23 protein-coding genes are annotated in these 23,636 nt (G+C 48.0%); 4 read left to right on the plus strand and 19 right to left on the minus strand.

What is annotated here, in order from left to right; genetic code table 11:
- Nucleotides 1-55: 55 nt before the first annotated feature.
- The 18 genes from SPUTW3181_RS01500 to recG all read right to left on the minus strand — a co-directional run bounded on the left by SPUTW3181_RS01500 (nt 56) and on the right by recG (nt 18,919).
- Complete coding sequence (locus tag SPUTW3181_RS01500; RefSeq protein ID WP_011787684.1) at nt 56-589, minus strand: hotdog family protein; 534 nt, start codon at nt 587-589, stop codon at nt 56-58.
- Nucleotides 590-593: 4 nt separating this feature from the next.
- Complete coding sequence (locus SPUTW3181_RS01505) at nt 594-1,793, minus strand: beta-ketoacyl-[acyl-carrier-protein] synthase family protein (RefSeq protein ID WP_041407878.1); 1,200 nt, start codon at nt 1,791-1,793, stop codon at nt 594-596.
- 46 nt (nt 1,794-1,839) lie between these two features.
- Nucleotides 1,840-2,604 carry a DUF3261 domain-containing protein gene (locus tag SPUTW3181_RS01510; protein WP_011787686.1) on the minus strand — a complete coding sequence of 255 codons (765 nt, stop codon included), beginning with the start codon at nt 2,602-2,604 and terminating at the stop codon, nt 1,840-1,842.
- A gap of 4 nt (nt 2,605-2,608) precedes the next feature.
- Nucleotides 2,609-3,898, minus strand: a complete 1,290-nt coding sequence (locus tag SPUTW3181_RS01515) for an NAD(P)/FAD-dependent oxidoreductase (RefSeq protein WP_011787687.1) — start codon at nt 3,896-3,898, stop codon at nt 2,609-2,611.
- A gap of 23 nt (nt 3,899-3,921) precedes the next feature.
- Nucleotides 3,922-6,363, minus strand: a complete 2,442-nt coding sequence (locus SPUTW3181_RS01520) for an MMPL family transporter (RefSeq protein ID WP_011787688.1) — start codon at nt 6,361-6,363, stop codon at nt 3,922-3,924.
- A 2-nt stretch (nt 6,364-6,365) separates the two neighbouring features.
- The gene (locus SPUTW3181_RS01525; protein WP_011787689.1) at nt 6,366-7,154 is read right to left on the minus strand and encodes an outer membrane lipoprotein carrier protein LolA; all 789 of its coding nucleotides are present in this window, start codon (nt 7,152-7,154) and stop codon (nt 6,366-6,368) included.
- A complete protein-coding gene (locus SPUTW3181_RS01530) occupies nt 7,154-7,585 on the minus strand; it encodes an acyl-CoA thioesterase (RefSeq protein WP_011787690.1) in 432 nt (143 codons plus the stop codon). Before SPUTW3181_RS01530 ends, SPUTW3181_RS01525 begins: the two co-directional genes overlap by 1 nt.
- Nucleotides 7,582-9,156 carry an HAL/PAL/TAL family ammonia-lyase gene (locus tag SPUTW3181_RS01535; RefSeq protein ID WP_011787691.1) on the minus strand — a complete coding sequence of 525 codons (1,575 nt, stop codon included), beginning with the start codon at nt 9,154-9,156 and terminating at the stop codon, nt 7,582-7,584. Before SPUTW3181_RS01535 ends, SPUTW3181_RS01530 begins: the two co-directional genes overlap by 4 nt.
- Nucleotides 9,153-11,012, minus strand: coding sequence for a glycosyltransferase family 2 protein (locus SPUTW3181_RS01540; RefSeq protein ID WP_011787692.1), 1,860 nt, complete (start codon nt 11,010-11,012; stop codon nt 9,153-9,155). The genes SPUTW3181_RS01535 and SPUTW3181_RS01540 overlap by 4 nt, the downstream gene beginning before the upstream one ends.
- Nucleotides 11,006-11,413: a thioester dehydrase gene (locus SPUTW3181_RS01545; RefSeq protein WP_011787693.1), complete on the minus strand. Its 408-nt coding sequence runs from the start codon at nt 11,411-11,413 to the stop codon at nt 11,006-11,008. The genes SPUTW3181_RS01540 and SPUTW3181_RS01545 overlap by 7 nt, the downstream gene beginning before the upstream one ends.
- Nucleotides 11,406-12,770: an AMP-binding protein gene (locus tag SPUTW3181_RS01550; protein ID WP_011787694.1), complete on the minus strand. Its 1,365-nt coding sequence runs from the start codon at nt 12,768-12,770 to the stop codon at nt 11,406-11,408. Before SPUTW3181_RS01550 ends, SPUTW3181_RS01545 begins: the two co-directional genes overlap by 8 nt.
- A complete protein-coding gene (locus tag SPUTW3181_RS01555; protein WP_011787695.1) occupies nt 12,767-13,315 on the minus strand; it encodes a hypothetical protein in 549 nt (182 codons plus the stop codon). Before SPUTW3181_RS01555 ends, SPUTW3181_RS01550 begins: the two co-directional genes overlap by 4 nt.
- The gene (locus tag SPUTW3181_RS01560; RefSeq protein WP_011787696.1) at nt 13,315-13,563 is read right to left on the minus strand and encodes an acyl carrier protein; all 249 of its coding nucleotides are present in this window, start codon (nt 13,561-13,563) and stop codon (nt 13,315-13,317) included. The genes SPUTW3181_RS01555 and SPUTW3181_RS01560 overlap by 1 nt, the downstream gene beginning before the upstream one ends.
- Nucleotides 13,564-13,572: 9 nt before the next feature.
- Entirely contained in the window at nt 13,573-13,827 is a 255-nt protein-coding gene (locus tag SPUTW3181_RS01565; protein WP_011787697.1) for a phosphopantetheine-binding protein, read from the minus strand.
- Nucleotides 13,811-14,686 (minus strand): lysophospholipid acyltransferase family protein, encoded by an 876-nt coding sequence (locus tag SPUTW3181_RS01570; RefSeq protein ID WP_011787698.1) that lies wholly within the window; start codon nt 14,684-14,686, stop codon nt 13,811-13,813. The genes SPUTW3181_RS01565 and SPUTW3181_RS01570 overlap by 17 nt, the downstream gene beginning before the upstream one ends.
- Nucleotides 14,679-15,422, minus strand: a complete 744-nt coding sequence (locus SPUTW3181_RS01575; protein ID WP_011787699.1) for a beta-ketoacyl synthase chain length factor — start codon at nt 15,420-15,422, stop codon at nt 14,679-14,681. The genes SPUTW3181_RS01570 and SPUTW3181_RS01575 overlap by 8 nt, the downstream gene beginning before the upstream one ends.
- Nucleotides 15,423-15,761: 339 nt before the next feature.
- A complete protein-coding gene (locus SPUTW3181_RS01580) occupies nt 15,762-16,661 on the minus strand; it encodes a DUF3014 domain-containing protein (protein ID WP_011787700.1) in 900 nt (299 codons plus the stop codon).
- A gap of 182 nt (nt 16,662-16,843) precedes the next feature.
- Nucleotides 16,844-18,919 (minus strand): ATP-dependent DNA helicase RecG, encoded by a 2,076-nt coding sequence (recG, locus tag SPUTW3181_RS01585; RefSeq protein WP_041407880.1) that lies wholly within the window; start codon nt 18,917-18,919, stop codon nt 16,844-16,846.
- Between the two features lie 246 nt (nt 18,920-19,165).
- Here recG and SPUTW3181_RS01590 point away from each other — a divergent pair, with 246 nt between their 5' ends.
- On the plus strand, nt 19,166-19,879 hold the full coding sequence (locus SPUTW3181_RS01590) for a MarC family NAAT transporter (RefSeq protein ID WP_011787702.1): 714 nt from the start codon (nt 19,166-19,168) through the stop codon (nt 19,877-19,879).
- Nucleotides 19,880-19,995: 116 nt separating this feature from the next.
- Here SPUTW3181_RS01590 and SPUTW3181_RS01595 read toward each other — a convergent pair whose 3' ends face one another.
- Entirely contained in the window at nt 19,996-21,441 is a 1,446-nt protein-coding gene (locus tag SPUTW3181_RS01595; protein ID WP_011787703.1) for an OmpA family protein, read from the minus strand.
- A 152-nt stretch (nt 21,442-21,593) separates the two neighbouring features.
- Between SPUTW3181_RS01595 and SPUTW3181_RS21410 the strand changes: the two genes are divergently transcribed.
- From SPUTW3181_RS21410 to SPUTW3181_RS01600, 3 genes are all read left to right on the plus strand, one after another.
- Complete coding sequence (locus tag SPUTW3181_RS21410; protein WP_011787704.1) at nt 21,594-21,947, plus strand: hypothetical protein; 354 nt, start codon at nt 21,594-21,596, stop codon at nt 21,945-21,947.
- A gap of 10 nt (nt 21,948-21,957) precedes the next feature.
- Nucleotides 21,958-22,026 (plus strand): hypothetical protein, encoded by a 69-nt coding sequence (locus SPUTW3181_RS22305; protein ID WP_227498153.1) that lies wholly within the window; start codon nt 21,958-21,960, stop codon nt 22,024-22,026.
- Between the two features lie 475 nt (nt 22,027-22,501).
- A complete protein-coding gene (locus SPUTW3181_RS01600) occupies nt 22,502-22,858 on the plus strand; it encodes a hypothetical protein (protein ID WP_011787705.1) in 357 nt (118 codons plus the stop codon).
- The last annotated feature ends 778 nt before the right edge of the window (nt 22,859-23,636 follow it).

The raw sequence follows: 23,636 nt of genomic DNA on the forward strand, positions 1-23,636 counted from the left end.
GGTAAAAAGGTCGCTTGTTAAGGCGCTTTAAGGCTTTTTTATCTACATCATTGCTTTAGTGCCCAAGGCTTCTATTTGCCGCGTCTTGATTGCCTGCAAGGTAGGCTTGTGTGTCCTGAGGTTGGAACACATTTACATTGGCTTGGGCCACTAAGCTCTTTTCTAGGTTAGAGCCGGCTTCGGGCAGCAGATAAATTTGGCAATCGAATACCGCTAATCCCGATCCCTCTTGATAGAGGCGGCTGACTTGGGTGCGATAGGTGCGCCCGAGCTCATATTGCTTGGCATACAAGGTTAATTTGCGCGATCCCAATAGAAAACCCACGCGGATTTTATCATTGCGAAGCTTTGCCTCAACCCCAGCAAGGGCGGCAATACTTTGGGCCATATATTCGATACCCACATAATTGGGTACGGCTCGATGTTTGTCATCGAAATAGGGGCTCTTGGCCGTGATAGTGACTTCGGTCTCTAGGTTATCGCGCCGATAGCCAATGATTTTATCGAGCAAAATCATCGGTGCCCTATGGGGAATAAAATCGGCAATATTCTGTTCGGCAAAGGGTTGGTTGATCTTAAGTAACTGCATGGTACTAGGCCTCGTTACGGCAGAAAATCAGGCTGGCATTACTGCCGCCAAAGGCGAAGGAATTGCTCATCACATAATTAAGCGCGCCCTTAGCGGCGACTTGATGGCGCTCGATCAATGCAATGGGCGGATCCTGTGGATCGACTTGTCCGTCCCATTGATGGGGCGGCAGGGCTTGGCGGTGATTATGTGCTGAAAGTAATAAATAACAGAAGGCGGCTTCAATGGCGCCAGCGGCACCTAAGGTATGGCCGACTAAGGGCTTGGTCGAGCTACAAGGAGGCGTGTTCACGCCAAACACTTCAACCACGGCGCGGCTTTCCATCGCATCATTTTTAGGCGTGGCTGTACCGTGCAAGTTAATGTAACCAATGTCTTTTGCTGCAATGTGTGCATCTTGCAATGCCGCGTGCATGGCAGTGATGGCGCCTGCGCCTTCGGGGTGTGGCGCCGACATATGGTGCGCATCGCTCGACTCGCCAATACCCGCTAGCATGACCTCTGACTCGCCCAAAGTGAGGGTGAATAACGCCGCGCCTTCGCCGATATTGATGCCATCACGGTTGATACTAAAAGGATTGCAGTGGCCTTTCGAGACAGATTCTAAGGCGTGAAAACCATTGACTGTGAGTTGGCATAAACTGTCGACACCGCCGACAATCACCATATCGCAGAGGTTAGCCTGTAATAGGCGTTTAGCGCTGGCAAACACTTTGGCGCTGGATGAGCAGGCGGTTGAAATTGTGTAGCAGGGACCATCGAGCTCAAAATATTGGCGTAAAAAGTCGCTGGTGCTGCCGAGTTCTTGCTGGAAATAGTGGTAATCCGCCGGAAAGTATCCGTGTTGATTGCGGTAGCTCAGCGCGGCTTCACCTTTTGAAATCCCTGACGTGCTCGTGCCTAGCACTACACCAATACGGGCATGACCAAAATCCCGTTTCGCTTGTTCAACTGTGGTCGCAATTTGCAGTGCGGCGCACAGCAGTAATTGGTTGTTACGGCAATCGAACTGAATGAGTTTTTCGGGAATGGTTGGTAGCGCTGCCGTCACGGGGGCAACTAAGGTTGGGTGCTCGAACAGGAGAGTGTCACTGCGCAGCATCGCACTGGTATCACCGGCGATCAGGCGGTCTAAAACCTGCTGGGGATCTTGCCCTAGCGGGGTACACAATCCAATCTGTGTAATAGCTACTCTGTTCATCATTGTGTGTCTTTTTACCATGGCACAGTTAAGTGCGGATGCTAACAGATTAAATAGGTTCGATTTCTAGCTCAAATTTAGCTTGTGGCATAGTTAAGCTGATGTGGGCTTGCCAAAGAGCATCGCCGATATTTTGCTGATAACGGATTTGCACCACATGGGTTTGCTGGCCGCTTTTACTGATCAAGGTGTCTTGACTATAGATCTGGCGACAAGGGATTGTATTCACTCGGGTGCCTACAAGTGCATCGCCCTGATTTCCCCCAACCGTATCGCAAAGGCCTGTGACTAAATGACCACCTTCTAAATGGGCGCGAATACTCTGCTCAGGCCAATAGATCAGTTGCATCATCGCCATTAAATACTCAGCTTTAAAATTGTCCCCTAGCAGCACGCTTTGTTCACTGCTGAGTGTATTACCATCATAAACTAAGGTAAATAAAGCCTGTCCGAGTGGTGCTAAGCCAACGAGCGTCATGCGCTCATTCTCTAACTCTAATTGAGTGAGTAGCTCGTGGGATTTATCACCCACTTTAATGCTGACCTTTTGGCTAAAGGACTGGGGCGAAGTTAGCTTAACTTTGCTGTCGGTTTGCGGGCTGCTAATGTCGGCGGGTTTGGCCGTCGGCTTAGTCAGAGGCTTATCGGCTGCGGGGGCAAAATCATGGGGCAGTGGCGCCAAGCAATAACGCATGTCTTTAGCGAGGCCGACACAGGTTTGCCTGAACAGCAGTTCGCTACATCCAGTCAGCCCTAGACTGATGATCAGTAGCGCGGGGAACACTCGCCATTTCGCGTTAAAGTTGAGCGACATGCGGTTACGCCTCTGAAAATTCAGGAGTGGAAACTTGGTTTTGGCACAATTCGACCACCATATTCAGGCGGCGCTCCGAGTCTTTAACGAAGGGATTATTGAGGTCCCAAGCGTAGCCCGCCAGAATCGAGCAAATCATTTGCTTGATGCGTGGATTCGGTTCTTCATAGAAGATCACATCCTGAAAGCGGCCATCATACCAAGCTTGCACATAGGTGCGGAAGGTATTCACCCCCTGCATTAAAGGCGCTGAGTAATCGGCTTGCCAGTCAACCGTTTCACCATTGAGTTGTTTAGTCACACATTTTGCTGCCATCGATGCCGATTGCATGGCGATAGTGACGCCGGAGGAAAATACCGGATCAAGGAACTCGCCGGCATTACCCAGTAGGGCGAACTTGTCGGTCGCAAGCCGTGACACATTGGCTGAATAACCCTTGAGCGTGGCGCATTCTTGCACCACCTTAGCGTTTGCCAGTAGGGCTTTTAGTCCTGGTTCTTCATTGACTATGTTCATCAATTGTTGCTCAAGCGAACCTTGTAAACGCGCAAGTAATTGCGGTTCGGCAACCACGCCGAGTGAGCAACGGCCATTGCTAAAGGGAATGAGCCAATACCAAATGTCTTTATGCTCTGGGTGGACGCTGATTAAAATCTTATTACGATCGAAACTGGGATCGCTGATGTTGTCTTCCACGTGGGTAAAGATGGCGCTACGCGGTGGTAGGCAAGACGGACTTTCTAAGTCGAGCAAGCGGGGTAACACACGGCCAAAACCACTGGCATCAAGCACATATTGGGCGCTGATTTGATAAAGCTCGCCCTGTTCATTGCGCACCGTTAAGCGTGGGTTCTCGGTTAAATCTATCGCCTCGACCGTTTCGCCGTAGCGGATGTCGACCCCTTGGCTTTGGGCGGTATCGGCTAACAGTTTATCAAAACTGGCGCGCTGCACTTGGAATGTGGTGCCCGGCCCAGGGGTAAATTTATCGGTAAAGTCGAAGGTAGTGTAAGTGCCATTGCGACGAAAGGCGGCGCCATTTTTATGCTGGAATCCAGCGGCATTGAGTGCGTCTAACATGCCGGCTTCTTCGATAAACTGCATGCAGCAGGGCAGTAAACTTTCGCCGATGGAAAAACGGGGGAAATGTTGTTTTTCTAACACCAGCACGCGTTTACCTTGTTGGTGTAGCAAGCTGGCGGCGATGGCGCCTGAAGGTCCTGCGCCGATAATAGCCACATCGACGGCAAGTGAATTTGGCATAGCCGATAAATCGTGAGCGGGTGTAGGCATGTAAAGTACGTTCCTTGTCGTTATCAGGACTTTTTAGTCGTTAAAATCAGTGGCGAAAGTAAGAAGGTAAAACCTATACCTAGCGACAGGGTTAAACCAAAATAATGAATCGCTTGGGTCTGGCTAAAGGCGAGTAAACCAAAGGCTAATAGGGTCGAGCAGGCGGACATAAATACCGCCATCATCACTGCCTTGCCGTGCTGTTGAGCAGAGGCAAAGAACAAGCTGTAGTCTATCCCAATCCCGAAAACTAAAATGAGCGCGAGTGCATGGAACAGACTCAGTGGCGAGCCCGTTAAGCCTAAGGTTGCAAGCGTTAGCAAGGCCGCAAGGGCTGGAACGGCAACGACAACCGCGGCTTTTTTAATGCCAAAATTCAGGCTAAACAACAAGAGTGCGATACCGAGTGCGAGCGCTAACAGCTTTAGGGTTAACAGTCGGTAATGGCCCATGACGGCGGAGATATCCGCGACTTTATCGATAAGTTGTACGCTTTCATCATGGGCAAAGCGCGCCTTGAGCGCGTCGATCTGCTGAATGCCGCCAAGCAAGACAATGGCACCATACTCAGCGCTCGCGCCGCCATCATTTAGCGCGTCATAGTCGGTGGCCTTGCCATTTGGTGCTAGCCACAGCGGTGCGAGTTGCTTGCCTGCCTCTAGCTTAAAGAAATCCGCTGGGGCGATATATTGGTCTTTAGCCGCTAAGTAGCTTGCTTGCAGCTCTGGCTTTAAGTTCTCATCCAACCCAAGGTTTGTGAGCACAGTATCTATCTGAGTTTGATAGATTTCACCCTGTAAGCGATAAGCCGTGTCTTGCCTTTGATGGCTGGGCAGATAACGGCTGAGGCTGACGTAGTTGCCTAACTCTTGATTGGCGATAGCGGCATCCAGCAGTGGCGACACTCGCTCAAGCTGTTGTAGTAGTGCTTCTTCACTCGCGGCGCGTACCAGTAAGAATTGATTATCTGTGCCGCCGCTGAGTAGCTGCCTGAGCTTATTTTCAGGTTCAGTCACGCTCGCGGGGCTTTGCTGCAAATGGCGAATATCGTCATCGACGGTTAACTTGGTTACGCCAACCAGACACCACACCACTATCACTAAAGCAAACATGCCCATGCCTAACGGCGTGGTCAATCGGTTGGATAACTGAGTGAGGTTGGCAAGGTACTTCCCCGCTAACGCTAATGGGCGGGAGCCCGATGGCAAACGACTTCCCGCTAACTGTGGGTAGGCGAGAATGAGGGTGAGATAGGCCCCGAGTAGTCCCGCGGCGCAGAAAATCGCCACTTGCTGCATCCCAGGAAACGGCGCTAAACCTATGCCCACATAAGCTAACGCACTGGTGATAAAGGCAAGTGTCACAGTGGGGAAGATATACGCGACCGTCGCCTGAGCGCTCCGTTCGGTATCGCTTAAGCGCTCGCAGTAAAAATGAAAGCTGTAGTCGATGGCAATGCCAATCAAACTAGTACCAAACACTAAGGTGAGTAAATGCAGCTCGCCAAACACGCTTAAGGTAAAAGTCGCGGCCAGCAACAGCCCGCTGGAAATGGTAACGATTGCCAACAGTAGCGGCATCACAGAACGAAACGCCAGCCAGACTAAAGCTATTACCCCAAGTAAGGATGCAAGACCGAGGATCGAGATTTCACTCTTAGCCGTTTGGGTCGCTGCAATCGCGTGAAACAGGGCACCAGCCTTAAGCAGGGTAATATCGGGATAGCTTTGTTTAACCGCATCCAATCCTAGGGTTAATGCCGTCATCTGCGCCAATTGCGCATTGGGATTAAAAGCGCTTTCTCGCCCCTTTGCCATAACAACCGCAGCGACATTATCGCCTTGATTAGCCAGCAGAATACCTTGACTGGCTTTGACTTTTGAACTCGGCGCGAGGGAGAGTAAATTGGCGGGGAATAACAGCAGCGGATCTTGGGCAAGCAAGTTGCTATTGGCGTAACTAAAGGCGTTGTAAAGCTGTGCGGTGGCCGCTTCAATCAGATTTCCAATGTCTTTCGTTGCTAACGCCTCAGCTTGTGGTGCTGTCAGTAATTTAAATCTGTGGGGGAAATAGTATTGCCCCAAGGCTTCACCGAGCTGCATATCGGCGCTACGAATATCTGTAAGTGCAGCATTTTTTCCAGTAGCAACAAGGTCAGTTTCAAGCTTTTGCATCAACAGCTTAGCCGCAGCGATTGCCGTGGTTTCATCCTTGGCGACGAGCGCAATATAGACTTGATCGGCGAGCGTCGCTTCAACTTGGTTAAGGGCGCGCTCTGTGAGTTTGTCCTGCTGTAAATGCGGCAGCATGGCGAGAATATCGCTCTGCACCCGTGCGCCGTTTTGCCAAAGTTGCAGCGTCCACAGACTGGCAGACAGCATCAATAGCAACCAAATGGCGAGGCGCCACTTAGGGGAAGATTGTATTAGCGCTTGATTGGCGCGCGCGGCGAAGTTGGAGGCCATTGCTAAGGTTTACTCGCCTCTACCGCCAACGCATACTGCGCTAATTCGGTTTCGCTGAGTGTGCCTTGGGAAAGTGCACTAAAGTCGATGCGGGTCATATCCTGCGGGCTCACACTCGGTGCTGCGCTAAGCAGCACTAAGGATTGCAACACATCGCTACCTTCTAACACCATATTGGCGATGGCTTTTTTCATTAAGGGATCTTTGGGCGTTAGGCCTAATTGCCATTGGCCGTCTGTGCTCAAGCTTTCTATTTTTAACCTGTCTGTGATGAGAAAGTGCAGCTCGAAGTTTTCGCTTAAACCGGAAATATCACCGCCGAGCATAGCGCGCACTAGGCTGGGCAATAAATCGCCCATAGCGGCGGCGCTCGTCGATGCATCAGCCTTGCTGACTTGTACTCGACCTTGGCTATCGCGCTGAATAAGCTGCTTATCTTTTAAAATCAGCAGGGATTCGAAGGGCTTTATCTGTTGCCATATCAGCCCTTGGGTCTGATCGAAGATAAACTGGCCTTGGCTGATTAACGGCTTTTTGAGCACTTTTAACTGCCGAGATTGCACAAAGTGACCTCGCACCGTTTCGCCCAAGTTAAGTTTTTGGCTTAAGGCGACAAGCTGCGCAGTATCTGCACTTTGGCTAAAAAGTGTTTGATAAGCGCCGGGCGAGGCTAAAGTCTCAGCCTTGAGTGGCAGGCTTATCAAAGCAAAAGCTAAGCAGAGGAGTAATGCACACTTCGCCAGCACAGGATTCTTCGTCAGCGCAGAGCTCTTGGCGAGTACTGAGTTCATTAGTCTTCAACCTTAGCGAACAGGGTGGCTATTTTGTCACGGAACACCTCTGGGGTAACAAAGCACAATTCTTGGGTGCACATATCGACCGCCGCTTGAATGGTATAACCCTTAGTGATGCGCGCACCCGTTTCAACATCGCGAATTTGATAATTGATTTTTAAGCGGTTTTCCCACTCGACTAACTCTGCGCGCACTGTGATTTTTTGCTCGAAGGTGCTGGTTTTGACGTATTTAATCTGCAAATCGATAATAGGCCACGCATAGTTAGATGCTTGCATTTGGCGGTAGTTATAGCCCAGCTCATCGAGCAGTTTGCAGCGAGCAATCTCGAAATAACGCAGATAATTGCCATGCCAAGTGATCCCCATGGAATCCACATCGTGGAAGGGGATTTGCATCTCCATATCGACACTGAGCAATGATTTCATCGGCACACTTCCCATTCGCCAGCTTGGATCTTGGCAACGGTTTTGCGCAGCACGGCTTCGAGCGGCCTATCTTCAATTAAGGTCTCAAAATCACCGCGCACTTGAGCGAGGGTTTTCGCCAATGAAGGCGTGAGCGAGGCTTCGTCCAGTTCATTTTGGGCGATACGTAAACCAATACCTTGGGTCATGGCGAGCAGGGCTGCCGCCGCGACTTGTTCGGTCAATTGCAGCACGCGCATACAGTCGCGGGCGGCAATGGTGCCCATGCTGACTTTGTCTTGGTTGTGGCATTCGGTCGAGCGTGAGAACACGCTGGCGGGCATAGTGTGCTTGAGCGCTTCTGCCGTCCAAGCCGATACGCCAATTTGCACCGCTTTAAAGCCGTGATTAATGGCACGGCGGGCTCCTATTGAGCCGGATAAGTTGGCGGGCAAGCCATTATTAAACTTAGGGTCCATTACCAGTGCCATTTGGCGATCGATAAGATCGGCCAAGTTAGCCACAGTATTTTTCAGTGAATCCATCGCAAAGGCGATATGGCCGCCGTAAAAATGGCCACCGTGGAGAATATGTTCGCCTTCGCCGTCGACAATCGGGTTGTCGTTGGCGCTGTTGACTTCGGTTTCGATAAACTGACGCATAAACGGCAGAGCATCCTGCAACACACCGATAATGTGCGGTGCGCAGCGGATGGAATATCTGTCCTGCAGCCTGTCCGAATTGCGCGGATGTTCGTGGTGATTTAAATCTTCCCGTATCCAAGTGGCGATTTGGTTTTGCCCTGGATGCGGTTTAGCGGCAAATAAGATTTCATCAAAATGGTTCGAGTTGCCTTTTAGCGTTAACGAAGCCATAGCGGTAATGCGGCTACTTAAGCGGGCAAGATATTGGGCGCGATCGAAGGCTAAACAGGCCAAGGCCGTCATCACAGCCGTGCCGTTCATCAGGGCTAAGCCTTCTTTTGGACGCAGGACATGCGGAGTGATGTTGAGCTTAGCGTACACAGCTTGAGTCGCTTGGCGTTCACCTTGGTAGATTACTTCGCGCTCACCGACTAACACGGCGGCTAAATACGACAGCGGTGTTAAGTCACCGCTGGCACCGACCGAACCTTCTTCTGGGATTACAGGGATTATGTTGAGATTGAGCAAAGTTTCGATTCGCTTTAATAGCTCATAGGTCACGCCAGATTTACCAATGGCTAAGGAGTTTAAACGGCAAGCCATCACAGCGCGGGCCTGCATTATGCTTAAGGTCTCGCCTAAACCGCAGCCGTGGAAGCGGGTTAAATGCAGTGGCAATTCGTGGACCAGATCTAAGCTCACATTGACTGTGCAAGAGTCACCATAACCAGTTGTTACACCATAAACCACGCCTTCTTCGTGCAGCAGGCTATCGATAAAGCGCGCACCTTTTTGAATATATTCTTGATAATCCGCATCATCACAGAGCTTGACTGGTGCGCCTTTAGCGACGGCAACCACTTGTTCTAAGGTAAGAAATTGACGGCCGAACTCAACAGTCTTTAAGTCTGATTGATTCTTTGAGTCGGCGGCTTGGGTGTGGCTCATGAATGACTTGTCCTGTCTGTCTTATGATCCTGCTCTGGGATCTGCGGTGATGTTGACTCTGCTGTTACAGCATCGGTTTGTACTGAATTGGCTGATACGCGTTCTAACTCGCTGTCTTTGCGCCAAAAATCGAAGAAGTTAAACCATTGCAAAGGCTCGCGTCTGGCAAAGTATTCTAAGCGTTCGCTGTAGCGATTTACCGCCTGCTGTAATCTGTCCATTCTGCCCGCTCGCGGGCCTTTTAGTGTTTCGGCGAAGTGCTCTAAATGCACCCGATAACGGCCCTGTTCCCGCAGGCAAAACATTAAAAATACAGGGCAATCGAGTAAGCCTGCCAAAATAAACGGCCCTTGAGGAAACGCTGCATCTTGCCCCATAAACGGCGCGTAAATGACGCGACCTTGGGTATTGGATGAGGTTCTATCCCCCGCGATCACCACCAGTTCACCGGCTTCTATCTTTTGCTGCAACAGCATAGATGTCGCGGGGTTAAGATCGGTCACTTGAATAAGATTAAGCGTGCTATCTGGGTTTAACTGTTTGAGTACCTTATTGAAATTTTCCGCATGGCTAGTTAACACCATGACGTTCACTTTGACCTTGCGCTGGTGGATGGAAATGGCGCGGCAGAGTTCTAAATTGCCAAGGTGAGACACTAATAACACCGCGCCTTTGCCGCTTTCGAGTTGACCTGCCAGCACTTGGCGATCCGGAAAATCCACTTGGCTCAATTGGATGCGATCGCACCATGCATCGATTCTATCGAGTGCGGCATTTCCAAAGGCTAAAAAGTGATTCAGGCTATCGCGCCAGCCTACAGGCTGATTCAGCTTAGGATGTTGCGGCTCAAGCGTTTGCACGCGGCGCAGGAAATCTAACGAGGCTTCGCGGGTGACTCTGCCCGTGAGAAAGAAATAGCAAATCACCGGATACATGATGGCGCGGCACAACCAATGGCCGCCAAAGCGATAGCTCTCGACTAACAGTTTTATGCCCCAGTAACTGCCGCGCTCCTTCATGCCCGACCAATGGGTGGTCGCAGTTATTTGCGGCTTCGATGAGGTCTCTGAAACATAGGCTTGTTGCTGCGATTGTTTGCGTTTCAGCAGCCAAGGCAGGCGTTTGAGCATGCCGAAAAACAACTTGGTATGCAGTTTAGTGATGCGCACATTGTCGGCCACACCTTGAAAGTGACTAACACCACCTTCGGGATAAATCACCTTAGTCGGCTGGAATAAAATTTCCACCCCTTGCCAGTAGAGTTTGACGAGGATTTCAATATCAAAATCCATTCGCTCCGTTAATGCTTGCTGGCACAGTAATCGCTCGGTGGCGGCGAGGGGATAAACGCGAAAGCCACACATAGAATCTTGAATATCAAAGCTTAAGGTTTCGACCCACACCCAAAAATGGGTGATATAACGGCCATAGAGCCTGCCCTTAGGCACGGATTCATCGTACTCGGGTTTGCCTGAAATCAGCGCATCGGGTTTAGCCTGCGCCCTTGCTACCATAGCTGGAATATCGGCTAGATTGTGTTGACCATCGGCATCGACCTGCAGTGCATGACTAAAACCATCGCGGTAGGCTCGGCGTAGGCCCGTCATCACAGCAGCGCCTTTACCACGGTTGTAAGGATGCAGCAGCAAAGTCACCCAAGGATAGGTTTGGGCTAAGGATTGCAGTAGATAACGGGTTTCATCATTGCTGCCATCATCAATCAAATAACAGGGTAGATTAAATTGGGCGAGTTCGGCCAAGGTCTGGGCAATTGCGGCACTGTGATTGTAATTGGGGATCACTAGGGCGAGCTTGATGGGCGCGGACTCAACTAAGTCGCTGGGAGGTGTTAGCACTGGCTCGCCCCATCGCTATTATTGGCAGCAGAAGGCTTGCTGTTAACTGGCGAGATATCAAAGGCGATACGACCTGATGCGTAGCGGTTTTCACCATCGCTATAGGCGAAGGTGAGTTTCCCCTTAGCCGCATTATTGCTAATGCTTAAGGTGACTTCTTGCCCTGGCAGAATGAGTTGCTGAAACTTAAGCACTTCTAAGTTGGCTACGGTTTCGCAATAGCCGAAATATTGGCAGCCTAAACGCACCGCCCAATCTAATTGCGTCACGCCTGGCAGTACGGCTTGCTCGGGAAAATGTCCCTTAAAAGATTCAAGGTCGGCCGCCACTAACAGACGTAATTCAATATTATCCATGCCGATATTGGAATGCAGGATCGGCGGTAAACTCGATTTAATCATGATCAAATAACTCGACTAACTGGGCAGTGACACGCTTACCCTGAGTGTTCAGCGGCAAAATATCGGGATAACGCCAGCGGCGTGGTAGGGTGACTCGCTCAAATTGCGTCAGTAAATGTGCTTTTAGGGCATTGTTAATGCTGAGTTTTCCCTGCTCTTGATGCACGCTGCGGCCAAGTGCGGAGAGGGTCACGACCGCGCCCAGTTGGGATTTAAACTGCGGCAATACGACAAGTGCGGCTTGCTCAACATAGGCGTGGCTGCCTAACAGCGTTTCCATTTGCGCCAGTGACAAGCGTTTCTCTTCAATCTTAACGATGCGATCGAGTCGGCCCTTGAGTCTAAACTGGCCATTTTCGGTTGGTTCGATTTTATCTTCGCAGCGCAACCATTCATCGTCGACCAAATAGGGTGATTTAAGTAGCAAGGCTCCGTCGCTAGGATCTTGATCTATCAATATTCTGTCAAACACTTGCCAAGGTTCATCGGCCTCATGCTGACGGCGATAGGCGATGCCGCCCGTTTCTGTGCTACCAAAAATTTCGATGGGCAAATGGCCATAGCATTGGCTGATCCCCTGAGCCGCCGCAAAACTTAAGGGCCCGCCAGAGCTAAACACTAAGCTAGGTGAGCGCAGTTGCCGCTCGTGCTCTAAGGCCTTAGGTAAACGCGATAGCTGGGCAGGGCTACTGATCAAACACAGGTTTGGCAGTAAGGCAGTGTAATAGCTTAAGGTTTCTGGGTATTCAATCTGCTCGCTTAAAAACGGCCGACTGGCGGCGAGTGGCCACAAAATCTTGAATAACAGGCCATAGATATGCTGATGGGAAACCGTTGAAACCACACTGCAATGGGGTAAATGTTCGGCAAAGGTATGTTCGAGCACTGAGACTTCAACGTCTAATTGCTGAAGTGTTTTACGGATCGCCTTAGGTTCGCCGCTGCTGCCGGAGGTAAATAGCACAAGTTCGCCGATAGCCTCGCTCGCCGGCCAAGGTTTACTCGGCAGGCTCAGCTCTTTTCTCAGTAGAATAAAGGCCTGACTTTCACACAATGGCTTGTCCGACAATATACCTTCAAACTGGTGGGTTAATTCGCTTAGCGTGCCCGTTTGGGTGTTGGCTGGTAAGATAATTTCCTTGCCTGCTAACAGCGCCGCACATAAACCCACAGCAAACAGATCGCTGGTATCACTCGCGAGCAGCCATTTTTTCTCTGGCGCGGCCAGCAGTTGCTCGTAAAAATACGCCACCTGATTGGTAAATAATGCACCTGTGACTATGTCGTGGTGATTAAAGCTGATCAGTTGTTGGGCAAAGGGCCCTTGGGTTAACCAGTTTTTGAGTAGCTGTGTCATGTTTTCTTCAACCAAAAGCTGCGATATAACCACTCCCCACCGAGGAGCAGTCCCATGAGTACGTATGCAATCAAACCGTTATACAAGGTCCAGGTTGCTAAGCTAGTAAAGCCAGCGGTGTAAGCCGCCATAGTGCCATTGAAGATAAATAAGCCGCACCAAAGTAGCGTGACTTTCTTAAGATACCCAGTGGCTTCATCCGGTAAATCTGGTTCTTTCAAACGGGCTAAACGTTCGATCATGCTAGGGCCAGTGTGCAGTGAATAACTGAACAGCGCCAGCATAGTGAGATTTATCACTACTGGGTAATACAGCAGCCAGTCACTGCGCTTGGCAAGATAACTGCCTGCCGTGAGCACAATCCCCACTAATAGTGGTAAAACTAATGTCTTAACCTTTTGCTTTTGTAGCATTAGCCGCACTATCAGCAATAAACACAGCACGAGCGCTATGGTGCCAGCAGGCAAGTAACTGAGCCCTAAGTACACGGCAACGGGGTAGGCCAGCAAAGTTAGGGCGGTTAAGACCTGTAGCAAGGCTCGCATTAGGTTTTAACTAAACCTTCGATAGCATTAATCACATCGTTGATTGTGCGAACTGATTTAAATTCATCGGGTTGGATCTTTTTACCTGTCAGTTGCTGCAGCTTTATCACTAAGTCGACGGCATCAATACTGTCGAGATCGAGCTCTTCATACAGGTTGGCCTCAGGCGTAATCGCCTCGGCATCAATTTCGAATTCGTCCACTAAAATAGTGGTCAGCATAGCGAGGATTTGTTCACGATTTTGCATATTCCTCTCCTATGGACGCTGTGATTCGATAAAGCGAGCTAAGCTGGCAACACTGTGGAAATGGGCCTTAGTGGCATCCGAATTGGCTTCGATTTTGACGTCAAATTTTTTCTTGATGGCTAAGCCGAGCTCGAGGGCGTCGATAGAATCTAAGCCTAAACCTTCGCCAAATAGCGGCGCATCGGTTTCAATATCATCAATGCTGACGTCTTCTAGATCGAGACAGTCGATGATTAACTGCTTTATTTCATTGTTTAAGTTCATAATTATTTTCGAGTTGTTGTTTATAGTAATGTTCAAGATCCCGCGTCAGCTGCCGGGCCATTTTTGCATGCTCACCTAAAGCCGCTTGGTACTTCTGGTAAGAAACGATTGTGCCGATTTCAACGGCCATTCCCATGGTTTGCCTTGGGATTTCATACCAAGGTTGCTCCTTTGTCAAACCACGGACATTGGTACGTAGCACCACAGGTAAAATATCCGCTTCGGCCCTTAAGGCGATATTGGCGGCGCCGCGGGCAAAGTGGTTAATGGTAGCACCGACCACCGTACGCGTGCCCTCGGGGAAGATAATTAAATTGGTGCCTCTTGCGAGCACTTCGCGGCAATCCTCTAGCATGAGTTCGGCGCCGCGATTGGGAATATAACCCGCGCAGGACACCACACCACGCAAAAATGGATTACGCCACAAAGCTTGTTTGACTATGCAGCCCGCATTGGGCATGAGGCTTATCAATACCACCACATCCACTAAACTGGGGTGGTTGGCAATGACGATAACGCCTTTGGCATCATGTAATTTTTGGGCATCGTGGCTGCTGACCTTAATCACACCTGCCCAAGTGAGCATGGCGACAAAGCCTTTGAACATAAAATGCACGGCCTTTTGTACCCGAATAATCCGCGCCTCTGGTGTGCCTGGCCAAAAACGCAGTAGCGGCAGAATGGTCAAGGAGCTTAATAAGCCGCCTAAGCCAAAGGCGATATAACAACTCACGCCACCTAGCCAACGTGGCACATAATTCAGCCCTTTGCGGCGAGTTTCCGGCAAGGTATAAGCGGCATTGAGCATTGAATCTTGATGATCCTTAGCGGCGTCATGGCTGTGGGCTGCATCAAACATGCTCAAGTCTCCAATGCCATTGGGATAAGCAGCCTGAAATATTTTGCGCCGTTGCTAGGGCGTGGATAAATGCACCATAGGTCAGCGGATTTAAAGCTGTTGCCTTAGAAATGTGGCTCACCGTGAGCTTGGTCGAAGCGGGTGTATCGAAGGGCGCGAGTTGTAGGCCTAGGGCCAAAGGTAATTCAAATTCTTGGGTAAACTCATCGTACACAGGAGGCACTGGATCATCACCGAAAACCAATAGCAATGGTTCTGGCGATTGATGTAATTGGGCGAAGGCTTCGACCATAGCTTGGGACAGGGTTTCTGTGCCCGCCGCAACTGAGGTTGAAGGCGCGGTATTGGCCGCTACTATGCCAAAAATGCCGCTGGCGGTGTTGTGCACCGACTGACTAAAACCTAAGGGCGATAAGGGCTGTTTAGCGATAATATCTTCGAGCAGGCCAATGGTGCGCTGTAACTCTCCATGGCGCGAGGCAAAAATAGAGCGACAATTATGTGTTACGCTGCAACGAAAACTGACCTCTAACATCATTTTAGTTAATCGACTAAAACGGCGGCGTTGCATGGAAGGAATGTGTGTCAGGGGTGGGGAAGTGGTGTCCAGTTCTGATGTAGTGCTTGTGCCTGAGGTCTGCTCAGCCGAGTTTTTGCGCCAACATTGCCAGCTATCATTAAGGGGATATTGAGGAGCCCATGCGCCCCAAGAGAGAATGCTGAATGTTAGTTGCACTACTTTGCCTCGACACTAGTTTAAAGCTGTCTTAGTTATCCCTAACTAAGTTAAAAACATTAATAAATTTAATTAATATTGGGCTACCTACGCGTTGGATAAATCGCGCCAAATACTCCCTCAGTTGTGTCGTGCATTCTACACTAAGTCTTTAGTTTTAATGAAGCCATTTGCATTATGCTGGTTAACAAAATGCAACCAAATCGGAAATTTCAACTCATTGGTAACATATTATTCATGAGGTAGGGTAATAAGAAACAAAGTGGTATTACATATTGATATAGTGAGTTTTAGATTACAAAAGGCGCACTGGGCGCCTTTTGTTGAGTGGGTTTAAGGTTATTGTGCTAATTGATTTTCAAGTTTACGTAACGCAACTTTGAGCTTACGGGTGTTTTCTGGACCCATGCGGATTAACAATTTTTGTGCACTGGGTAGTGCTTCTAAATTAGGGTCAACAAATTGATAGTTAACGCTAATTGAACTCAATTCAATGGGATCTTCAACGATAGGTGCCGCGAGTAAAACTTTAATTGCTTGTTGCATTCGGTCATTAAACTTCGCATTACTATAACCCAACTCACTAAAAGCTTCTTCCAACAGCGGCGTTAGTTGCTTATAGGTGCGGATTAGGCTCTGCTCATCCATCTTAGTAATTGAGTCAACATAAGCGTCGTATCTATGATAACTATCTGGATTCAAATAGACTTTATTCGTGATCTCAGACACTGTAAACAGTTTTTCTGGCCCTTTAATTGGGCTTACCTTACGGGTTAATTCACCTTGAGCCAGGTTATCTACAAACACAACGAATTGACGAATAATGTCTTGCTGCACTAATGAAGATGCAAGCAGATTATTATTAATGATGGCGAGTGCTTTTTGTTGTACAAAAGTATCACTTTCAGCCAAGGCGGGTACGGGTTCAACGACGACCTCAGGCTCAGTCGTTACGGATGACTCTGTGCTGTTGGTGTTTGTTTCAGTGGTTGTTGGTGTTGTTTCTGTGGTTTCTTCTGGCTCCGTAGCACTTTCCAGTGTCATAGGTTCAGATGATGGTGTTTCAGGTAATACAATGGGCGCGTTAGGGATGCGTTTGGGTGAGTCTGAATCACCGCTGTAGTAATAATATCCTCCGGCAGAAAGTAGCACGACGAGCACTATCGCAAAAAGAGCAAAGCGATTGCTGCTAGAAGAAGTCTCTTGAGGGTTTATTCTATCGTCTTGATTAACTTGCATTTTACATCCTTAGCTTGAGTTTCAAGGTAACGTGGTGAATACATGCAGCTAACATTAAAGTGCAATAACGGACTTATTCGAGGGCCGCAGGTTTATTGTGCAAGTTTCCATGCGCTTGTCTATAGCACCTAGCTGAACATACATGATTTATTTTACTATGAAGCGATTCGCTTCCTATCTAATTAAGCCTGCACATAGTGCTGTCTGTGCCCGAGCCAACGTAAAATAATTGCATCGACCTTTTCAGGTGCCTGCGTCATTACATGATTTGCCAGTTTCTGAATGTGTGGGATCAAAGCTTGATCGCGCACCAGATCGGCAATTTTGAGCTCGGCGAGCCCCGTCTGTTTAGTGCCAAGCACTTCACCCGGGCCACGAATTTCTAAATCTTTCTGCGCTATGATGAAACCATCATTGCTTTGTCTGAGGACACTCAGTCGTTGGGTGGCGGTATGGCTCAACGGCGCCTTGTAGAGTAACACACAATGGCTTGCGATGGCGCCTCGACCGACTCGTCCGCGCAGTTGATGCAGTTGTGCTAGACCTAAACGTTCAGGGTTTTCGATGATCATTAGGCTAGCATTGGGCACGTCGACGCCGACTTCAATCACGGTTGTCGCTACCAGTAGATGAATCATGCCTGCCTTAAAGTCGGCCATGATTTGCTGTTTCTCGGCACTTTTTAATCTGCCATGCACTAGGCCGATATTGAGATCTGGCAGTGCGAGACGCAGTTCTTCGGCCGTGTCTTCGGCGGCTTGGCATTCGAGCACTTCAGACTCTTCAATCAGAGTACACACCCAGTAGGCTTGACGTTGGTCGGTGATGACGGCGTTGCGCACCCGTTCAAGCACTTCGTTACGGCGGGAATCGGCAATTGCCACTGTGGTGACGGGTGTACGCCCCGGTGGCAGTTCATCGATAATGGAGGTGTCGAGATCTGCATAGGCCGTCATCGCCAATGTGCGTGGAATGGGGGTTGCAGTCATGATTAACTGATGTGGATGAAAGCCTTGGCTCATGCCTTTTTCCCGCAGACCTAAGCGTTGGTGTACGCCGAATCTGTGCTGCTCATCGATAATAATTAACGCGAGTTTGTTAAAGACCACATGCTGCTGGAAGATGGCATGGGTGCCAATCACCATATGGGCTGCGCCAGATTCAATATCCGCAAGGGATTGGGTTCTGGCCTTGCCTTTCAGTTTCCCTGCAAGCCAACCGACTTTAAGCCCGAGTGGCTCAAACCAAGCGGCAAAGTTAGTCGCATGTTGCTCTGCTAATAATTCGGTTGGCGCCATCATGGCAACTTGATAACCGTTTTCAATCGCTTGCAATGCCGCCATCGCCGCGACTAAGGTTTTGCCTGAGCCAACATCCCCTTGCACTAAGCGCATCATAGGGTGTGGTTTTTCTAAATCTTTGCCTATATCAGCCACGACTCTTTGCTGGGCGCCAGTCGGCTTAAAGGGCAGAGCTGCGAGGAAGGGATTGAGCAACTGCCCCGTGGCCTGCATGGTGACGGCAGCGTCTAAATTACTGCGCTGCCGTAGGCGCAACATGCTGAGATTATGGGCGAGTAATTCTTCCTGCACGAGTCGTTGCTGGGCAGGGTGTTGACCTAGCTCTAAATCGAACTGAGAGATCCCCGCAGGAGGGCGATGTAACGTCTGCAGTGCTTGTTTAAGGCTGATGTTGTTAGGTTGCAATTGCGGTGGCAGCAGCTCAGTTAAGCCACCCTCTTTCAGCAATACTAAGGCTTGCTCCGTCAGCTTTAGCCAACTCGCCTGTTTTAAGCCTTCAGTTGTGGGATAAATCGGCGTTAGGGTATCACTCAGGTGAACATCTTCACCGGGATACACCACTTTATATTCTGGATGCACTATCTCAGCTTGATGACTACCACGGCGCACTTCACCATAGGCGCGGATCATCAAACCATTTTGCATGGCATTACGCTGAGCAACGGAAAAGTTAAAGAAGCGCAGGCTTAAGCTGCCCGTATCGTCGCGCACATTGCAGACCAGCATGCGCTTGCGGCCTTGGATGATTTGTGTCGATTGGATTTCTGCTTCTATCGTGCCGTAACTACCAGGGCTGAGGGCGGCAATCGGATAGATTTGGGTTCTGTCTTCGTAGCGCAGGGGTAAGTGAAACAGCAGATCTTGTACTGTTGTGATGCCGAGCTTTGCGAGTTTCTCCGCGACCTTTTTGGCGACGCCTTTGAGGTCGGTGATCGGAACAAGATCCAATTGCTGCAAGTCGTTAGCACTCAATCACTGTGAATTTATACATATATTAACAGAGAATAAGCGTAAGGCAATCTTAGGACGTAACGCGATAAAAGTGCAGGAGGGTAAAGGTTGTGCTCTTTTAAATTGGCTGCCTAACCGCTTTGTTTTGTATCGATACATAAAAATACAGATATTTTGAGTTTTCATCTGTTACACATAAAATTAGTCTTGGTTAGATAAGTTTTATTTATCATTTCTCATACGAGGTGCAGGATGTATTTCCAAGTCGTGGTTCTTGCTTTATTAGCATTATTACCGATGGTTAATCCGCCTACTACGGCCACTCTACTTTTGGGGCTGAGTAAGGGGATGTCTCGCGAACATGTTCGGCATCAGGTTAACTTGGCTGCTATCTACCTATTTTGCACTCTTTGTGTTTGCTTTTTTATTGGCTCTTCAATCTTAGAGCTATTTGGTATTTCAATCCCTGGTTTGCGATTAGCGGGTGGGCTGATTATCGGCTTTATTGGTTTTAGAATGCTATTTCCTACGCCAGCACAGGCTAATAATGTCGATATTAATGAAAGTATTGCTTTTGTGCCGCTGACGATGCCAAGTATGTGTGGGCCTGGCACTATGGCGTTGGTGATTAGTGGTGCAGCCCAAATTGCTGAGCTGCCCGATGAATACAGCCGTTTTACGATTTATAGCGCTATGGTGACGGCTTTTGCTTTGATGAGCCTGATCAGTTGGGGCGTACTTAAGCTGGCAGATCCCGTTTGTAAAATCCTCGGTGCTACGGGTATTGATGCTATGACGCGGATTATGGGGTTTCTATTGGTGTGTATGGGAATGCAATTTTGTATTAACGGCATAAAAGAAGTGGCACAGGATCCGGTTTTCCATACGCCACTAATCCAAAAGACAGCACTTGAAATGGGAGATAGCCCTACGTCATTAATTTCTCCCCAGCCACTTGCTATTTGAGATCTGCTATAGCAGCCGCTTTACTCTCCTGAGTGATGGAGTTTCTCTTATTCGAAAGCTCCGATCACGGGGAGAGCCATTAGCTCAACTTTGCTTACACTAGTTCAGGTTATTGACTATTTTTTGTCAGATCTAAGCACCAGCTCGACTCGGCGATTCAAACGCTGCCCCGTGTCGTTAGCATTACTCGCGACTGGGCTGTATTCACCGTTGCCATGGGCTGTTAATTGGACGGATGGAATGTTAAACGTTTCATTCAGTTGTTTAATCACGGCAGCAGCACGGCGTTCTGACAGGCTTTGATTGTAACTCCGCTCGCCCTTATCATCGGTATGACCGACCACATAAAAACTCAGAGCAGGATTTTGCTTAAGATAAGTTGCTAGCACCTCTAATACTGGCTTGGACTCGGGCAGCATGCGCTCACTGTCGTAATCGAACAGCAAGCCCTCCAACGTCGCCTTACCTGTTTGCGAGATAGCATCGGTTAACGCATCGAGATTAATCGCCACCCGATCATCCTTCAGTGCCGAGAGTTCCATTACTCTAACAGTAGTGTCAGTCGGTGTACCATTGGAATATCCCTGTGAATAGATATCGAAATATACATCGCCCTGCGGATGGCTGAGTTGAAACAGCTGGTACTCTTGCCCCTCATCATCTTGATCATCTTTAAATAAGCCCATGGCTTTTATCAGGCTGTCATCGTCACCACAGGCGGTACCTTTACAATGGAATATTCGTTCTGCGGCCAGTTTTTGTGCCGCTGCGGCATAATTGCTGTTGATTTCAAATAGAGAATAGCTCTCTGGCATGCGATAACTGATTTGGGTGAGCTTGGCAGCTAGTGGCTTGGTTTGGTAATCGCTTCCGGTCATTCCCACAATCACAGGCACCTGCGTAAAATTGATTTGTTTGTAGTGAGCGATATAACTGCCGGGCATGCGACCCAGCAAAGGATGATCAGCCGATCCTTGTGCATCCTCACTGCGTTTGTCTTTAATCTCAATCTCCTTTGGCGCCTGTTGCAAAAAGCTGTTGTTTGCCTGAATCAGATCAAGCGGCTCTGGGATTACCTCAAGAATATCGACCTGTATGTAGGTGTACCTGCCCTCACGATTAACGGCATAGATGCTGCTGTAAACATCACCACTTGTACCTTTCATTTTTGCTGCCACGTAAGCACTGTGATAGTCGGCATTCACTTCTCTAAGTGGCTTTAGTTGACTCTGCATTGCTTGGCCATCTCCGCAGGATGCAGCCTTGCAATTAAATAAAACCTCAGCATTGAGCTTTTTCATCTGAGCCAAATAATTATTGATAACATGCTCAGGGCTATAACTTTCAGGTAGTTCAACGCTTTGCCGAGTCAACTGTCCAGAGACAGTCAAAAGAGTCAACTTATTGTCATTTACTGCGGTGATAATATCAAAGGGCGTAAAGTGGATGCGTTTTTCTTCAGGAGATTTAGCATCCGAGAAAGGAATGAACAACTGTTCTGCATTGGCACCAAAGGCAGTGGTGGTTAATAGTACAGCACTCAATAATGTATTTTGTCCCATAAAAAATCCTTTTCAGTGGGGAGGTTTTACTTTAGCTTATTAATTAGGCGAAGGATCGTACAATAAAAAAATTGAAATGTCATACTCAGAGTTTGTTTAACTAGAGTAATGTTTTTCCCGAGTGATATATATGGATATATGAGAATGTACGTATGAATATGAATATACGAAATGGTATTCGTCTGGAGGGAGAAGGTTTTGACTTGTTACCAGAGTTGAAAAAAATTTATTTTACGAATGGATTGTGTTTACGAAAGGCACTATCAAACAATGAACAACAATATATTAATCGAGTTATTTTTGTCGACTGGACACAAAAAACATCTCCCGCATTGGTATTGCGACATGAAAAATCAACAGTTTATGTCGCTGTCGTCAATCATCACGATACTCAAATAGAAATTACATTGCTAAGAGCTGGATTTCATGGGCAAGTTGTCAGAAATAGTTCTTTAGTCTCACATTTATCAGCAATAGATTGCCAAAGCATTGAATGTTTCACTTAACACAGTGAAAATGCATCTTCAAAATATCTATCGCAAAAACAATCTAAAGGGACGAATTCAACTAATGTCGTCATACTAAATAATTACTTTTTTAGAGTTTATAGCTTAATTTATTTTTATCTTTCTGAGTGATTTAATCATCGTTACATTGTTTTAGTAATAACCATGGAATTCTTTTTATGATTCAAGGAGTGAAACTATGTTTAAGCGTAAAATTATTAAACCGCTTCGAAGACGAGTATTCGTTAATAACAACGGCACATGGGGCAAAGGCTATCAGGTGATGGCCTTATCCTTTTTTTGGCTAATCCACACAATAACTTCTTTAAACGAAGCGCTGTAAAGATGTCATTTCGCTCATTTCCTTTTAGCATGAATCTTTTACTTTGAGTCTCGTTGCTCAGCGTCGCCTCTATTTCCATCGCTGAGGAAAAATCCGGCTATGACTTGCTATTGGAAATGGCCATTCCTAAGCCCCATGAGGTTGATCTGGCTCGTAAAGGCGTCGCAGAGGCCAGTAAAAGGCTTGGGAACGCCCATGTCCATATGTTGCGTTGGAAGCTGAAGATGGTTCTGCCGAAGGTTACCAGCTTTACTATCGTTGTCAGCGATGGAATAACTGTAAAGAGGTCGGAGGCTCCGCCAGTGTGTTTACCGAAGCTTTTTTCAGAAACCATAAGAAGAAGTTAGGTATCCCTTGGGAGTTGATGCGTGATGGTAGTGCCTTTGGCAAGGATTCATCCGATTTTGAGGATGCTAAGGGACACCTTTATCAGTATGCATTGAAATTTTCCGAGGATAATTGGCGTCTGTTTGAAGGACGAATTCCTTTAGAGACCAGTGATTTAGCCGAACAAAAATTCTGGCAATGGTGCTCTATCCAGCCTCTGTCTATTTGGGAAAATGAGTAGCGTTATAGTAATCGATTGGTAAGGTGTATCTACAATCATAGATTTGAATCTTGTATTTTTTAATTCTGCTTAAAATACATTTAGTTAATCTTTGGTATTTAGCCTTTTTATTGATTTAGTCGCTAAGTTAGTCTCGTTTTAGTGGGCGAATTCATTAAAACAATGACTGAGCGGAATTTGGGGCACTGTATTGAGTGGGGCTAAGTAGTTTTGGTCACCACTTTAGTCCCACTTTTTCATAGAAAATAGCAAACAATCTCAAATAAAAAAGATTAATCCAATCAATTTATTGCTTTTTTAAAGCTTTAGTAATGAGTCGGAAACATCATTAGACGTTCTGGATCTGACTGTAGCGCATATTTAATAATTCAATATTAAACAATATGTTACTTTGCTTATTTGTCCAGGTCGCTAATTCTAGTCACCACATTAGTCCCACTTTGTGAAGCCTGTAGAGTGCTCTGATAAAAGTTTTATCGGCTTATTTTCTATCCACCAGCTTATCTTTTGCGAACAAGCAGCCTTCATATTGTCGCAGGTGTTTACCGCCTATAGCGTGTAAAAAAAGTTTTACCTGTTATAGCGTGTAATGATAGGGCTATTCGTTGTTTTATTGGTTAAGGCCTTTTAAACGTTAAAGCTGACGAACAATTTTCCTGGGAGGGGAATGGCGCAGGCCACTCGGGCATGAGGTCGATGGTGGCTATTGGGCTTATTGCAGAGTAGGCGCTGTCAGTAGCTCATAAAAACTTTGTATTTTTCCTAGGCTGAAGTAGTA

This window comes from Shewanella sp. W3-18-1, from assembly GCF_000015185.1.
GTDB classification, from domain to species: Bacteria; Pseudomonadota; Gammaproteobacteria; order Enterobacterales; family Shewanellaceae; genus Shewanella; species Shewanella putrefaciens.

Bases quoted from the DNA above. Each gene is read 5' to 3' on its own strand.
- SPUTW3181_RS01550 (WP_011787694.1), bottom strand. From the start codon at position 12,770: ATGACACAGCTACTCAAAAACTGGTTAACCCAAGGGCCCTTTGCCCAA.
- SPUTW3181_RS01565 (WP_011787697.1), bottom strand. From the start codon at position 13,827: ATGAACTTAAACAATGAAATAAAGCAGTTAATCATCGACTGTCTCGAT.
- SPUTW3181_RS01530 (WP_011787690.1), bottom strand. From the start codon at position 7,585: ATGAAATCATTGCTCAGTGTCGATATGGAGATGCAAATCCCCTTCCAC.
- SPUTW3181_RS01560 (WP_011787696.1), bottom strand. From the start codon at position 13,563: ATGCAAAATCGTGAACAAATCCTCGCTATGCTGACCACTATTTTAGTG.
- SPUTW3181_RS01535 (WP_011787691.1), bottom strand. From the start codon at position 9,156: ATGAGCCACACCCAAGCCGCCGACTCAAAGAATCAATCAGACTTAAAG.
- SPUTW3181_RS01525 (WP_011787689.1), bottom strand. From the start codon at position 7,154: ATGAACTCAGTACTCGCCAAGAGCTCTGCGCTGACGAAGAATCCTGTG.
- SPUTW3181_RS01520 (WP_011787688.1), bottom strand. From the start codon at position 6,363: ATGGCCTCCAACTTCGCCGCGCGCGCCAATCAAGCGCTAATACAATCT.
- SPUTW3181_RS01505 (WP_041407878.1), bottom strand. From the start codon at position 1,793: ATGATGAACAGAGTAGCTATTACACAGATTGGATTGTGTACCCCGCTA.
- SPUTW3181_RS01545 (WP_011787693.1), bottom strand. From the start codon at position 11,413: ATGATTAAATCGAGTTTACCGCCGATCCTGCATTCCAATATCGGCATG.
- SPUTW3181_RS01595 (WP_011787703.1), bottom strand. From the start codon at position 21,441: ATGGGACAAAATACATTATTGAGTGCTGTACTATTAACCACCACTGCC.
- SPUTW3181_RS01555 (WP_011787695.1), bottom strand. From the start codon at position 13,315: ATGCGAGCCTTGCTACAGGTCTTAACCGCCCTAACTTTGCTGGCCTAC.
- SPUTW3181_RS01515 (WP_011787687.1), bottom strand. From the start codon at position 3,898: ATGCCTACACCCGCTCACGATTTATCGGCTATGCCAAATTCACTTGCC.
- SPUTW3181_RS01500 (WP_011787684.1), bottom strand. From the start codon at position 589: ATGCAGTTACTTAAGATCAACCAACCCTTTGCCGAACAGAATATTGCC.
- SPUTW3181_RS01580 (WP_011787700.1), bottom strand. From the start codon at position 16,661: ATGCAAGTTAATCAAGACGATAGAATAAACCCTCAAGAGACTTCTTCT.
- SPUTW3181_RS01510 (WP_011787686.1), bottom strand. From the start codon at position 2,604: ATGTCGCTCAACTTTAACGCGAAATGGCGAGTGTTCCCCGCGCTACTG.
- SPUTW3181_RS01590 (WP_011787702.1), top strand. From the start codon at position 19,166: ATGTATTTCCAAGTCGTGGTTCTTGCTTTATTAGCATTATTACCGATG.
- SPUTW3181_RS21410 (WP_011787704.1), top strand. From the start codon at position 21,594: ATGAATATGAATATACGAAATGGTATTCGTCTGGAGGGAGAAGGTTTT.
- SPUTW3181_RS01570 (WP_011787698.1), bottom strand. From the start codon at position 14,686: ATGTTTGATGCAGCCCACAGCCATGACGCCGCTAAGGATCATCAAGAT.